Below are 14,285 nucleotides of genomic sequence, written 5' to 3'. Positions count from 1 at the left end.
ACAGGTTAAGCATCGTTTGCGATCGCGGAGATCGCCCAGCCCTGCAGGTAAGCAACGTTTTGCGCTTTGCTACTGTGGGGCTAACACCGTTAGCCCCGGTTGTTGTTATTTGCAGTAGCGGTCACGCCAGTTGAGGATCGCCTTTTCAAAACAGGCGAACGGCGGGTGAACGATTCCGGCGCCGATCATGCCGATCCCCGCATCTTTGTGCGCAATGGCGGTGTTGATCACTGGCAAAATGCCGGTGTTGCCCACGCGCGTAATGTCGATAGCAGTCGGTACGCCCATAAAACCGAGCAGCGGAATGGTAACGTTGGGGTTTTCACCGAGGGTGATTTCGCGCATCTGGCGAGAGAAATCGACTGCCTCCTCGACCGTACCGCCGACCAGCGCCACAATGGCAGGCGCCGTCGCCATGGCAAAACCGCCAATGCCATAGGTTTCGGTAATCGCGCTATCGCCAATATCGCGCCCGGAATCTTCCGGCTTATAGCCCGCGAACATTGGGCCAATCACCTGCTGCGCCGGACCGGTAAACCATTGCCCCGGCAACCCGCTGACGCGCAGACCGAACTCGACGCCGTTACGCGCCATCGTCGTGACCACGGTGCTGTATTCAATGCCGTGTGCAGCGTCCATCGCGGCTTTACACATCGCCATCCAGGTCGGCCCGGAGAAGTAATCACTGCTGAGGACGAACTCGAATACCTCGCGCTGCTGCTCAACCGGATAACCGGTCTGGATGATCCACGGCGTTAGCGCCTGAATCAGTAGCGCCGTCCCGGCGTTGTTACGGTTATGGCATTCATCGCCCATGTGCAACGCCTGCGCCAGCATCAGACGCAGATCGATTTCGCCCGCCAGTTTCATGGCATCACGCAGCATCGGTCCCATCACATCGCGCATCCAGTTCAGGCGATCGATAACGCTCTGATCGTTCGCCCCCATGCGCAGGATCTTCGCCATCTGCTCGCTCATATTGGTATATGCGCGGTTGCCGTAGGTTTTGTTCTCCACGATGTGCATAAACATCGACGCCGACGTCACACCCGCCATCGAGCCAACACAGTCATGCTCGTGGCACGGAGAGAAGATGATCTCCCCCGAGGCGGCCAGTTCGGCGGCTTCATCCAGATCTTTCGCCAGCCCTTCAAACACCAGCGCCCCGGTTACCGCGCCCTTCATCGCGCCGCACATTTTTTCCCAGCGGATCGGCGGGCCGGCGTGCAAAATGGTGTTGCGGGTCATGCCCGGCACCACGTTGATGGCCTGGTCATAACCAATCAGCACCGGATGTGACTGGATGATGCGCTCCAGCGCCTGCTGGTTAGCGGCCGCGATTTTGTCCGCCAGCGGCGAATCAGCAATGTCGTCCAGCGCCGCGACCACCTGCATGTTGCCTTGGCCCGGCGGCGTCCAGTCAAGCTGGGTTACCGGTACGTTCTGTTTTTTCAGGTCATCGCTGAACATCGCGATGCCGACGTTAATCACGTTCAGAGGCTGGTTAAACAGTGTCTGGCTCATCAGGCTTCCTCCCCTTTACAGATAAATTCACGCGCCAGCAATCCGGTGTTGGTACTACTGCTCGCCCAGATAACCCCGGCATCGGTCAGCATCTGGCACTGTTTTTCCAGCGAGGGCGTATCGAGATCGGTTCCCAGCACATAGCCGAGGATTTCCAGAGGACGACCCTCTGCGGCGGCGATCGCTTTGGCTTCAACGATCGCGTCCAGCATCACCCCGACCGGATCTTCATGCGATCCAAATCCAAGCACGAAATCCATCACGATCACGCCCACTTCAGGATCGCGCGCCTCCTGCAACAGACGACTGATACGGTTGGTGGGATCGATCATCGGGTGTGGTTTACCGTTGGTAAAATCGTCATCACCGAAATCAAGGAAGGTATGCGCCACGCTGCGGTTGAGATCTTTCAGGCGGAACGCCGGATCGGGGTGAATGTTGCTGTAAACCTGCGCGTGTTTTTCCATGGCGGCAAACATCGCCTCATCACACAACGTGCCGCCGCAGAATAAGCCACGGATGTACTTTTGCTGCGGGGTCAGGCGGGCGCGGACCTCTTCAATCAGCGGCCAGTTGAGCGGATGCAGGTCCAGGCTCTCTTTTTTCACGCCGGTCAGCAGCACCGCTTTCAGCGCCGCTTCTTTGGTACCGCGTGCAAACTGCAGACCTTGTTCATCCGCAGGCGCGGCTTCGCGTCCGAGGAAGCACACCACGACTGGCTTTTGGCAGGCGCGCGCACGCTCCAGCACCTTGCGCGCCACCGCTGGGGCAGGAGGTTTAGAGATAAGCGCAATGATTTCGGTTTGCGGATCGGCTTCCAGCATGCCAATCGCATCAAGCATCATCAGGCCGCCAATCTTCTCACTCAGATCGCGACCACCGGTGCCAATCAGTTGGGAAATCCCGCCGCCAAATTCATGAATGCGCACGCTCAGTTCCTGGCTGCCGGTGCCGGATGCGCCCACAATCCCAATGTTGCCGCGACGTACCGCGTTGCCAAAGCACAGCGCCGCGCCGTTAATAATGGCGGTTCCGCAGTCTGGCCCCATCATCAACAGACCCTTTTCGTGCGCCAGCTGTTTTAGCGCCAGTTCATCCTCAAGAGAAACGTTGTCAGAGAACAGCATCACATTGAGGTTATTTTGCAGCGCCTGACGCGCTTCACGCGCCGCAAACAAACCGTTGACTGAGATCACCGCCAGATTGCTGTCAGGAACATGCTTTTTCGCGCTGGCGAGCGTGGCATAGCGCGCTTCATGCTGGCCGCCCTGCTCTTTATGCGTAAACAGATCTTCAATTGCGACCAATGTCTGGTCGTTCGCCGCCTCGCTGGCGCCTTTAATGACAATCATCAGGTCGCCACTTTTCGCCTCTTCCAGTTCAGGCGTCAGCAGGCCGAGATTCTTCAGAACGCCCTTGTTCATTTCCGTAGCCATCGCCACGAATGCCTGCTCAACGCCATCGAGCTTATTGGCGCGTGTGGAGATAGACATCAGTGAAACGGAATCAAAATACGTGTTCTTTTTAACAACTATCCTGATCGACATAATTCCCTCCGGACCTGTGGCTCAGGGCGCAGGCGTCCGCCATGCCATACAGCATGTCGCAGCCAGAACTTGAGCCGATATTTTTAATGTCAGTAATATATTGCGTAGAAACGGGTTGTTGCTCAGTAATAATATGCTGCAGCAGCCGCACGACGCTTTCCCGATAACGTTGATGCAAAGCTTCTTCGAGCGTTATTTTGCTAAGTAGCGTCGTATTATTTCCGGCGCATTGTAATGCTGCTAAAAAATCTCCACGATATTTCTCCAGCGGATGTCCTGGGATTAATAAAATGGCACTTAAGCCCACTAAATAATCATCGGATGATGGCGTCAGGCCAATTCCCAGACCAATTAAATGGCTGGCCGCTGTTGAAATATTTACTCCCGTATATAGCGCCGCTATTAGTGTCTGTCGGCGGTTGAGTAATTGACGGGTGATTTCCTGATAAAACGGGTTGTCCCCCTGATACAAAAATAATGTGTCGTCGCTGCTTAACTGTTGGCGGATTACCTCTTCCCAGCGCTGCCAGCGGACTGCGGCGAGGGTTACTGTATCTGCCGTCCACTGTGGTATGCGCCACGGCAGGCAACCAGAGGTCTCTATCCATTTATCTTTGCCAACGGCTATCCCCGACTCGGTAAATCTGACCTGCTCACCGGGGAGAAACAGGTTCGCGCAATGCGTCAGCGCCAGCCGACAGCTATTAGGCGCGTTATCACAACCTTCACTCAGCAACGTCAACAGTCGCTGCTGGTCAGGTATCAACAGGTTCACCGCGCGGGAAAAAACCTGTTCAACTTGCCCCGTCCCCCGGAAAGCGAGAAACGCGCTATCTGCGGTTAGCGCCTGTACGCATCGCCGTGATGGCGTAGCGATAGCGGCGCTCCTCTGTCAGGCTCCGGCGGCAATCAGCAGCTCGGCAATTTCGTGATAACCTTTCTCCCGCGCCAGTTCCAGCGGGGTTTTACCGTATTTATCCGTCATATGTGGGTTTGCGCCATGGTCAAGTAGCAGCTTGACGATCTCCTGCTGCTTCGCGCCGCCATCATTAAGCACAATGGCTTCCAGAAGCGGCGTCCAGCCCACGAAGTTGGTATGGTTGACATTGATATCGGTACGCAGCAGCAGCTCGCGCACGATCTCCACATGACCTTTTTCACTGGCTGGCGTAATGCCTACGCCGCCAAAACGACTCAGGCAGTTAAGGTCGGGGTTAGCAGGTAATACGGTACGCAGCAGCGTTAAATCGTTCGTCAGGCAGCTAATCAGGAAAGGATTAAAACAGGTTTGGTCCTGTTTATTAATATCGGCACCGGCGGCAATCAATAAAGAAACACAGTCATAATGCTTATTCAGGCTGGCAATAATAATGGCGGTACGTCCCTGGCGGTTCGTGGCATTAATATCCACATTTTTTGCCAGACAGGATTTTAATCCATCGGTATTACCTTGTTCTGCCGCCAGCAGAAATTCAGTAATGAGTTCTTTCTCTGACATAATTGCTCTCCTGCAGTTTTTTAGACTTTCTAAATATCCGATAAGCTGAGAATAGCAACAGAGTGTAGAGAATAACATCCGCTTAAATTTCATTCATCGTAAGCGCGTCAATTATTGAATAAAATTTAACAATGAGAGCAAAGCGTGCTGTAGTGCAATCTTTCCCTTATGGCTGGGGCGTTTTTTGCCACTCATTAATAGTCGGGTAAAACAAGCGGTATGCTGCGCGGATAGCGGCCTGCAATTAATATGCAGAAGTGTGATTGCCTTCAAATCAAATGTAAAACTAGTGTTAAATTCTGTTCAAAACTGATTGCTCTGTATAAGGATTACAAATACATTCAACAATCATTATGCGGCGGGGCGTGTTGGTAGCCTGAGGGGAGAAAAGATGAATTCCATTTTTACCGAGGAAAATCTGCTGGCATTTACCATGGCTGCCCGCTACAGCAGCTTCAGCAAGGCTGCGGAGGAGCTGGGCTTAACCACATCGGCTATTAGCTACACCATTAAACGCATGGAGATGGGGCTCGATGTGGTGCTGTTTACGCGTAGCACCCGAAGCATTGAGTTGACCGAGTCTGGTCGCTATCTGTTTCGCAAGGCCTCCGACCTGCTCAACGACTTCCACGCGATTAAGCGCAGCATTGATACCATCGCTCAGGGTATTGAAGCCCGGGTGCGCATCTGTATTAACCAGTTGTTGTACACCCCACAGCATACGGCGCGGCTACTGCAGGTACTCAAGAAACAGTTCCCTACCTGCCAGATAACCGTCACCACCGAGGTGTATAACGGCGTCTGGGATTCGATCATCAACAACCTTGCCAATATCGCCATTGGCGCGCCCGATACGTTACTGGACGGCGGCGGGATTGATTATACCGAGATCGGCGCTATTCGCTGGTCGTTTGCCATTGCCCCGGATCATCCGTTGGCTTTTATGCCTGAACCGATTTCTGAGAGCCAGTTGCGTTTGTATCCGAACATTATGGTGGAAGACACCGCCCACACCATTAACAAAAAGGTCGGGTGGCTGTTACACGGCCAGGAGTCGATTCTGGTTCCAGATTTTAATACCAAATGTCAGTGCCAAATTCTGGGCGAAGGCATCGGTTTTTTACCGGATTATATGGTGCGCGAAGCGATGGAAAAGTCGCTGCTGGTCACGCGACAGATCCACAATCCGCGTCAGGATTCACGGATGCTGCTGGCAACCCAGCATTCGGCAACCGGTCGAGTCACTCAGTGGATTAAAAAAGAGTTTGGCCCGCAAGGGGTACTGACGGGCATTTATCAGGATTTGTTGCATCGGGAGTGATATGCCGGATAAGGCTATCCGGCGGGAATCAGACTTCAGGCGCGAATATCGTCGTACTCGCGGGTTTTATCAAATTCATGTTTGGCAAACGGACACAGCGGAATCACTTTGCGATTTTCAGCGCGCATTTTCTCCACCACCTTCGCCACCAGCTGTTTGCCGACGCCCTGACCTTTCAGACTGGGGTCAACATCGGTATGTTCAATGATGCTCAGGTGCTCGCCCGTCGGCACAAAGACAATCTCGGCAACCTGATTGCCTTCAGCATCGTTGACATAAAATTTGTTGTGGCCTGCAAGAATTTCCATGGTTCCCTCACTTATTTCTGGCGATATTTCAGCGCACCGCTTGGACAGGTATCGATGACCTTAATAACCGTCGCGACATCCACTTCATCGGGGATTATCCAGGGTTTGCGTTTCAGATTGAAAAGCTTCGCGCTTCCCCGCACGCAGTTTCCTGAATGCTGACATATCGCCGTGTTGAAGTAGACGTCAATCTTCTCGCCGGTATAGGCCCGGTAACCTGCCTCCAGTAGTTCCTTTTCCACGACATTACCTCGCATTTTTATTGTCTGAGTCTAATCATAGACCGATGCGAGGCTGAAGGAAGTGTCGGGTAGCAGAAATATCACTCGGGCCTTTTCTGTAACGATGGCTCCCGCTCCGGCGGCAAATATTCCAGCATTGCAGGCGTCGGCGGCGGCAGGCGGTTATCGGCGATGTGCTTGTCCACATCGATATGACTGATTTCGCCATTCTCATGGTGATGGACCGTCAGCACCCTCGCTTTGTTCAACTCTGTAACCAGTTCACGGGTAATACGTAAACTTTCCGCCAGCTCATGGTCTTCCAGTCCTGGTCTGCGACTGCGACGCTCCACCCGAAAACGAAACTGGTTGTATTTCGCCCAGCCTATCAGCACCAGTCCGTTGACCAGCGCGACAAGGATGTAAAACGTGACCGTATCCAGTGTGGTGAAAAAGGGACGCACGCCCATATACGGTGAATGCGCCAGGGCCGTAATCAGCCCTTTGTAGATTAAGTATAAAAATCCAACCCAGGCAAAAATCGTTAACAGAACGTCAATGATGCGCGGCAACAGACGCCGCTCCGTAAAGATCAGCGGCTGACTCATGATTCGATCCTCCCTATTCCACGGTCAGGACTCACCCAGCGCGCCCTGCCGCGTTTGCGTTTGAGCATCACTTTCGGGAATGACACCAACGTGGTAAACAGGCTCAACAGCCAGTACACCACCGGGAACCAGATTATCCAGAACAATGAGGCGCCAATGCCTTTTTCATAGCGTCGTTCAATCATCAGGCTTATCGCAAACTGTATTAAGCAGACCACGCCGAGAATAAGTCCGGTAAAGGCTGGCGGGAACAGATGTTGAACATACAGCGAGTCCGGCATCGGGATCATCAGTCCCAGCAGGAACAGCACGATACTGATCGCATAGGCAAATGCCCAAGTGGTAGAAAAGCAGAACTCGAAAAATAGCGGCCACATGCGACGGAACTCCCACGACCACAGACGGCGCATGTTAACAATAAACACCTCCGCCCCGCCTTGCGCCCAGCGCAGGCGCTGCTTCCACAGCCCTCTTAACGTTTCAGGCATCAGGATCCAGCACAGCGCGCGCGGCTCAAAGAATATCGACCAATGGCGCAATTGCAGTTTCCAACTGATATCGATGTCTTCGGTGATCATGTCCGGGCTCCAGTACCCCACCTCGGCCAGCGCGCGACGACGAAACGCCGCAACTACGCCAGAGACGCTAAAGATCTGACCATAGACTCGTTGAGTACGCTTAATTAAGCCGATAATGGAAGAGAACTCACCGACCTGCACACGACCGATTAGCGTGGAACGGGTGCGAATACGCGGGTTGCCGGTTACCGCCCCAACGCGTGGGAACTGGATCAGCGGAGCGACCAGATACGCCACGGCATCGCGATCCAGTAACGCATCGCCATCAATACACACCAGGTAATCGCTGCGCGCAGCGGCCGCGCCCGTTTTGAGCGCCAGCGCTTTGCCCTGGTTTTCAGCCAGATGAATGACGCGCAGGCTGGGGTACTCAATCGCCAACTGTTCCAGAACATCGTGCGTATCGTCCGTTGAACCGTCGTTAATGGCAATCACTTCGATATTCTTGTAGCGCTGTGCCATCGCAGCGCCGATGGTTTCCCGCGCGTTGATCCCTTCGTTAAAGCAGGGGATCAAAATGGAAACCAGCGGATTTCCCTCCAGCGTCGGTGGCGGTGTATCGTCTCCCCATTTCCAGTGACGCTCACGATAAAACCAGAAATAGACCCCGCCGCTTATCCATAATGCAGACATGAATAAAGGCCAGAAGAAGACGAAGTTCAACATGACTTCACCTGTAAAGATGACAGCCACGCCAAACGGCAGGCTGAACATCAGGCAAAGTATCAGGAAAGCAATAATGCGATCGGTCATTTTTGCGGGTACCAGTATGAGGAGAACGTCGAGCGAATCTCTGACATCTCAGGTTTGTCGCTGATGAAATCATCCGGATAATAGCCGTAGTTACCTGCACCACTTAGTTTCAGTTGGCGCATCCATTCGGCTATTTGTTTTCCACTGATTTCTGCCTCGTCCCCGGATTTACGCCAGTCTCGTGCCTGCAGTTCAAACACGGTTTTGTCCAGCGCGCCGGGCGTTTGTGCAACGGCATTGACTAATCTGTCGAGCCAGGCATTGGCATCATTAGCCGGGATCTGCTCCATGAATGGCATCGCCATGGGTGCCGTCCAGTCATAGGTATTGAGGAAATCATTCAGGTTTTGCGCAAACCAGGCTTCGCTTTCAGGCTCCAGTACCGGCATGGCATATATATTGCGGGCAGTTTGCACCTGCGGACCGCGAATATTGCGCACTGAGCGGGTCAACTGTTTGGTGAAGTCGATCAGCATCTTACTTTTCAGACGCGTCCAGCGTTCGAAGGTTTGAGGGTTGCTACGGATTTGCTCAATACTTCCCGGAAGCCCTGCGGCGCGGTAGGCGGCTAACGCCTCCGGTGACGCATCTTCAAAGTCCGTCAGGAAAGCATCGTCGTGGAACAAAATCCCTTTGAAGCTGGCATGCTTCGCCAGGTCTTCATAGATTTCAGTGATACGTTTACGCGCTTCGCTGTCCCAGGGAGACAGACGCACATAGTTCTCGTGATTGATCGCGGTGCGTCCTGTTTTCGGATCCCATGCCGTCACGCGTGGAATGGAAGCATCGAGGTCGAAAGCCAGTACCGGCATCCAGGCATATACCGTCACCCCGGCCCGCGTTTGTAACTGCCAGGAGATATAGTTAAAGAGATCGGCACGCATCGGCAGCCAGCGGTTAGGGAAATAGAGTTCGCGAATATTCCCGTCGCCTTTAGGATCGGCGTACGCCTGCAGGAAGACATGAGAAATGCGCATGTCATAAACACGCTGGATCAACTTATCGATGTTTCGCTTCTGCTGGGCAGGATCTTTGTCATACACGTAATCCAGATCGACGTGCATCACACGCATCGTTTGTGGTTCACGTACCTGAGCGACCTGACTGGCAAAGCGCTTGAGAGACGGGTTATCAGAGATCAGTACGCGCGGGATATCATCAAGAAACGCAGCGTTCGCCAGCCCTTCATTGAGCGTAAAGGCCATCTTATAGCCATGTTCTTTGGCCAGGTTTAAGGTGGTGCCGTTAGCCGCACCATAAGGCCACACCCACGCGCGCGGCGATTTCCCGGTTACCGATTTAATCTTATTGGTGATCAGCGAGATATCAGTATTAATGCGACGATTGTACTGTTCGTCGGTTTCGTAAGTCCCGGTTTTCTTATCGAAAAGGCGATTCGCCACCGCAGGTTCTTTGCTTCCTTGCGGGTTCGCCTCAGCGCCGAAATGCGAGTTCCAGGTGTGCGCCCCCACTTCCACCAACGGCGATTTGCCCATTTCCTCGACCATCTTCCAGGTGGCAAATTTATCTCGCGCCGTCATTAAGCCGCCAAAATCGACTTTTTTATTGGCTGGAGAATCAACCCAACTGCCCACTGGAGCCCAGAGCGCAGGCCAGTTGTAGGCTTTCAGCAGCGGCCAGACGCGGGTATAAAAACTGCTGTATCCGTCGTCAAAGGTGAGTAAGACCGCTTTTTCTGGCAACACAATTTTACCGTCATGAGCGTCCAGAATTTGCTGCACGCTAATCGGGTTATAGCCATTATCACGCAACCAGGCCATTTGATCGCTCAACGCGCTGGTGCGCACGGAGAGGTAGCGCTGGTCGGCGGCGCCATCCTCAACATCATGATAGCCGAGCACCAGGAAGCTGTTTTTCGGCCATGGATGATCTGCCGTCAATGGCGTTCTCTCTGCGGGAGGAACATAGCGAGGCGTTGTATTGTGCGCGCTACTGCACGCGGTAATCATCAACCAGCCAGCGATTAATGCGCTAAGCCACAGGCATCTTTTCAGCATGAACAATCCTTAAAACCTGACATTTAAATCGAAAGCGAGGGAGATATTCCGCTCACGTTTACCGTCATAGGGGCGTTTATCCCAAACCAGCATCACCCCGCCATCTACGACGTTGTTCCATTTGAGCCGTTGTCCATATCCCACCTGAACGATAGCGCCAACGTCTTCACCTTGCTGCCAGTAGCCACCCACTCCGGCTATGCCTTGCTGGGTCCACACGGTGTCATAATGGCGGTAAAGAACCTGTTCCGCGCTCAGGCCTGGCACAACGGAAAAATCACTCTTAGGGTTGTAATACGGCACATTCTCTTTAGTGTTGGTGCTCCCACCGATACCCGGAGTAAAGTCCAGCGTAAAGCGCGGCGTGGTCCACATGCGCTCTTTTCCGCTCAGCCCATATTCGATGCGATCGTTACCATCCGAGAAATGTGATGCGGCAAACGACAATTGGTATTCACGTCGTTCGTTTTGATACCAGCGAACAAACAAATCGCCGCTGTTGGCATATACGCCGCTACGCAGCGCGCGCAGTGGCGTGTTGCGCGAAAGACGCTCGGCCGAACCGCCCACGCGCCAGTTATCGTTGAAATCATGCCAGGCGGAAAGACGACCGCCTATTTTCTGCCCATCGCCATAGTTTCGGCCAGACACTTCCATTTCGGCCCAGTAATCACGGGAAGTCCATTCCGCACCTGCCGCCAGATCGCGGCTAATCCCTTTCCCTTCCTCAAACTCGCCGGTCGCGAAGTTGAATCCGGTAAACAGTCGCCAGTTGTCATTAATGGGCGGGCTGTAAATGGCCGTGTTGATGTTGAAATCATTCTTACCGCTGACCGGGCTATCGGACGAGATCCCCTGCGTGCCGCTAATACGTACTTCCGACATTTTATGCACATCACGCATGCGTGCGAGGCGCAGCGTCGCTTCATCATCCGGACTGCGAGCAATAACGTCATCCGTCAGTTCATCGGCCTGCTTCCACTCCTGGAGATCCAGCGCCACATAGGCCTGCTGACGCTCCAGTTCCAGGTTACTGGGCTCAATCACTTCCGCCAGTTTAAGCTCTTTCTCCGCCGCATGCGGCAGTCCACGGGCTTCAAGAACAGAAGCATAGGATATGCGCAGCCCTTGGTTACCCGAGCCTGTTCGCGCCAGATGCTCTGCGAGTTTTTCTGCCTCCGGCAGTTCATTGGCAGCGATATGATATTGCGTCAGCAGCGACTGTCCCAGCAGCCAGTTATCGTTTGGCTGCGGCGTTGGCGAACCATAGATGCGTCGCAGATATGGGCTGTCTTTAATTAACGCATCGACCTGTTTTTTAGCTGCATCAAAGTTTTCATTATCGATGTGCGCGTAGAACAGATCCTGTTGATCCTCAGGACCGAGCGGCGTAACCGGAATCGGTCCGTTCGGATAGTAGATGCTCATCAGCATCGCTTCGGTTTTTTCCGGCTGCCGTTCGCTTAACCATGCCGATGCTACCCAGCGTTTTGCGTAGTTTGGCACCTCGCCGCTCGCAGACAGCGATTCGTATTCACTAATCACTTCAGAAGTGCGTTTACGGACCAGCAAGGCGCCCATGCGGTCAATTCTGGCCCGGCGGACATCATTCTGCGCAGAAGGCTCATCTTTCCAGGCAGTCAGCAACTGGTCATAACGGGCCAGCGCTTTATCAGCCACGATAAAACGCTCTTCTTCATTACGCGCAGAGGTATAAGAGGAACGTACCATTTCAGCCGCCGCATCAAGCTCAAGGCGACGTTTCACCGGATCGGCAGTTGGTACCACCTCTGCCATATTTAAGGCGGGCCCGGAAACGCGGTTTGCTGACAGCGCAGACAGTAATGTGGATTTTGCATTTTTGTTGCCTGGATCGACGTCATCCGCCTGGCTGGCAACTAACAACGCATCCCAGTTTTTTCCCTGCGAATGGTAGACATAGGCAAGTAGCGCATCAGAATCAGCCCCGGGATGCGCCTGCGCCCATTTATTCGCTTCAGTAAGGGCTTGCTGATTGTAGCGAGCATCCGCCAACGTCATTATCCAGCCGGTACGTACATCTACGTTATCAGGCTCTTCCTGTAAAACGCTTTCCCAGATGGCTAAAGAATCATTCCAGTTCTTCTGGTTGCGATATGCTCGTGCAGCGGCGACTTTGCCCCGGGCAGGTACATTCATCTGTCCACGATACTGCTGCCAGATTTCAATTGTGGTTTTATCGTTGTTATCGACCCAACTGGAAACTTGCAGCCAGTCGGCAACCTGATTTGGCGTTAGCGCGCTTTTCTTTCCCTGATCCTCAAGGAAACGTAATAGCGGTGCGCTATTACCTCCCCGCGCTTCAATAACCAAAGCGTCATAATCTGATACCGCTGCAAAGATTGGCATCGGGAAAAGAATGCTTGCCGTAAATAAACAGCTTACAGACTTAAAACGTTTAATGAAGTTGGCATGTCGACGCATACTTAACATATCTGCCCTTATATCTTACATCATAGTGAAAATAAGCGTTTTCAATAAGTTACAGTCAATCCCTGACGGTTGCCGACCATGTAAGACGCACTGCCGCTTATTTCGTAATAGGGTTATGAAGCAATTAATTCTTTCGTCTTATTGACTACCTGTGCCTCGTCCTCTAATCGTTGGAAAGAAGGCATAAACTCGAGAATTTTATCACTCAGCGTAGTTCGTGGCTATGTAATAAGATAATGCTTAGGCAAAAAAAGGATTTTAGACTAAGTTATTCTAATACTCTTGGGATTGAATTCTGGATTTAGATTAATTTCCCGTGGAGAAGTCATGTGACGATGTTAACTATTGCCGGATGACATAACTACCCTCTGTAACTGTTTGCATGGTAACTATTTGGTATGGATAGAGAAAGTTCTGATAACAGGTGCTCAGATAACAAGATAAGCACTATAACGTATTTTTAGGTTACTGGCAGTGTTGATGGAATAAAATTAAGGGTACAGCCGCAATAATAATTAGGTACAGTGATAATATTATGATATTAAAGTACTTTATTAATTTATGATTGAACGTTAGTATTTTCCCATCCACCAATGTCGGTGTGGGAAATTATCAGTTTTCCTATTTAACATTTTATTTATCACCCTGACTTGCTATCGTCAGCATCAGCCACAATCAATTCTTTACCCTTACAATTAACAAGCCTAATTTCATTATGAACTGGTGATTGAAGCATAACTTTTTGCGCTTACCTTCCCTTCAGACTTTCAGGTAATCTGAAAAAAGACGCCAATGGGAGCTGGTCTAATGAAAATCGTTAATGCAGAAGAAAAACACATCCCCGCCATACGCGATATCTATGCACACCACGTGATTCACGGTACTGGCAGCTTTGAAACTGCCCCACCGGATACCCAAGAAATGCTGGCTCGTCTGGAAAAAATTCATAGTCTGGGGCTGCCGTGGGTTGTCGCCCTGCAGGAAGACAAGGTCATCGGATATTGTTATCTCACTCGTTATCGTGAACGCTACGCTTACCGCTATACCCTCGAAGATTCGATTTACATTGACCCGGCGGCACAGCGTCAAGGGGCGGGAAGTGCGTTACTGCGCCATGTTATTGACTGGGCCGAAACGCACGGCTATCGACAATTAATTGCCATGGTCGGTGACAGCAATAATCAGGGATCGTTAAAAGTTCATCAGCAGGTCGGATTTACAGAAATAGGCACGCTGAAAGACGTTGGCTTCAAGCATGGTCGCTGGCTGGATACTGTTTTGCTGCAACGCGCTCTGGGGGAAGGGAACAGTACACTACCAGCGGATGTCGATGCGGCTATTTAACTTTTCTAAGGGATGACTTCAGGAAAAGGAAATCTGGAGCGGGCGAAGGGCTGAGAGCAAGCCACGTAATTTATTGTTTACGAATACGTCACA

At 52.2% G+C, this 14,285-nt stretch carries 12 protein-coding genes; 2 read left to right on the top strand and 10 right to left on the bottom strand.

Annotated features, from left to right (window positions below):
* Positions 1-105 precede the first annotated feature (105 nt).
* From FDX09_RS15450 to FDX09_RS15435, 4 genes are all read right to left on the bottom strand, one after another.
* Positions 106-1,524, bottom strand: coding sequence for a DUF1116 domain-containing protein (locus FDX09_RS15450; RefSeq protein ID WP_137347467.1), 1,419 nt, complete (start codon positions 1,522-1,524; stop codon positions 106-108).
* Positions 1,524-3,071 (bottom strand): acyl-CoA synthetase FdrA, encoded by a 1,548-nt coding sequence (fdrA, locus tag FDX09_RS15445; protein WP_085048783.1) that lies wholly within the window; start codon positions 3,069-3,071, stop codon positions 1,524-1,526. The genes FDX09_RS15450 and fdrA overlap by 1 nt, the downstream gene beginning before the upstream one ends.
* A complete protein-coding gene (locus FDX09_RS15440; RefSeq protein ID WP_069324845.1) occupies positions 3,049-3,837 on the bottom strand; it encodes a DUF2877 domain-containing protein in 789 nt (262 codons plus the stop codon). The genes fdrA and FDX09_RS15440 overlap by 23 nt, the downstream gene beginning before the upstream one ends.
* Before the next feature lie 126 nt (positions 3,838-3,963).
* Positions 3,964-4,569 carry an ankyrin repeat domain-containing protein gene (locus FDX09_RS15435; protein WP_085048781.1) on the bottom strand — a complete coding sequence of 202 codons (606 nt, stop codon included), beginning with the start codon at positions 4,567-4,569 and terminating at the stop codon, positions 3,964-3,966.
* Between the two features lie 391 nt (positions 4,570-4,960).
* Between FDX09_RS15435 and FDX09_RS15430 the strand changes: the two genes are divergently transcribed.
* Positions 4,961-5,890, top strand: a complete 930-nt coding sequence (locus tag FDX09_RS15430; RefSeq protein ID WP_038633395.1) for a LysR substrate-binding domain-containing protein — start codon at positions 4,961-4,963, stop codon at positions 5,888-5,890.
* A gap of 35 nt (positions 5,891-5,925) precedes the next feature.
* On the opposite strand, the gene FDX09_RS15425 is transcribed toward FDX09_RS15430, so the two are convergent.
* From FDX09_RS15425 to pgaA, 6 genes are all read right to left on the bottom strand, one after another.
* On the bottom strand, positions 5,926-6,198 hold the full coding sequence (locus FDX09_RS15425) for a GNAT family N-acetyltransferase (RefSeq protein WP_003033869.1): 273 nt from the start codon (positions 6,196-6,198) through the stop codon (positions 5,926-5,928).
* Positions 6,199-6,209: 11 nt separating this feature from the next.
* Complete coding sequence (gene yjdI, locus FDX09_RS15420; protein WP_038642853.1) at positions 6,210-6,440, bottom strand: 4Fe-4S mono-cluster protein YjdI; 231 nt, start codon at positions 6,438-6,440, stop codon at positions 6,210-6,212.
* 80 nt (positions 6,441-6,520) lie between these two features.
* Positions 6,521-7,027 carry a poly-beta-1,6-N-acetyl-D-glucosamine biosynthesis protein PgaD gene (pgaD, locus tag FDX09_RS15415; protein WP_085048780.1) on the bottom strand — a complete coding sequence of 169 codons (507 nt, stop codon included), beginning with the start codon at positions 7,025-7,027 and terminating at the stop codon, positions 6,521-6,523.
* Positions 7,024-8,358 (bottom strand): poly-beta-1,6-N-acetyl-D-glucosamine synthase, encoded by a 1,335-nt coding sequence (pgaC, locus tag FDX09_RS15410; RefSeq protein WP_034167705.1) that lies wholly within the window; start codon positions 8,356-8,358, stop codon positions 7,024-7,026. The genes pgaD and pgaC overlap by 4 nt, the downstream gene beginning before the upstream one ends.
* On the bottom strand, positions 8,355-10,376 hold the full coding sequence (gene pgaB / locus FDX09_RS15405; RefSeq protein WP_087856768.1) for a poly-beta-1,6-N-acetyl-D-glucosamine N-deacetylase PgaB: 2,022 nt from the start codon (positions 10,374-10,376) through the stop codon (positions 8,355-8,357). The genes pgaC and pgaB overlap by 4 nt, the downstream gene beginning before the upstream one ends.
* A 9-nt stretch (positions 10,377-10,385) precedes the next feature.
* Entirely contained in the window at positions 10,386-12,848 is a 2,463-nt protein-coding gene (gene pgaA, locus FDX09_RS15400) for a poly-beta-1,6 N-acetyl-D-glucosamine export porin PgaA (RefSeq protein ID WP_137347466.1), read from the bottom strand.
* Between the two features lie 807 nt (positions 12,849-13,655).
* On the opposite strand from pgaA, the gene FDX09_RS15395 reads away from it, so the two are divergent.
* The gene (locus tag FDX09_RS15395) at positions 13,656-14,192 is read left to right on the top strand and encodes a GNAT family N-acetyltransferase (RefSeq protein WP_137347465.1); all 537 of its coding nucleotides are present in this window, start codon (positions 13,656-13,658) and stop codon (positions 14,190-14,192) included.
* Positions 14,193-14,285: the final 93 nt, after the last annotated feature.

Source organism: Citrobacter sp. wls717, assembly GCF_005280955.1.
Taxonomy (GTDB): domain Bacteria; phylum Pseudomonadota; class Gammaproteobacteria; order Enterobacterales; family Enterobacteriaceae; genus Citrobacter; species Citrobacter werkmanii.
This window is presented reverse-complemented; position numbering and strand designations above follow the sequence as displayed.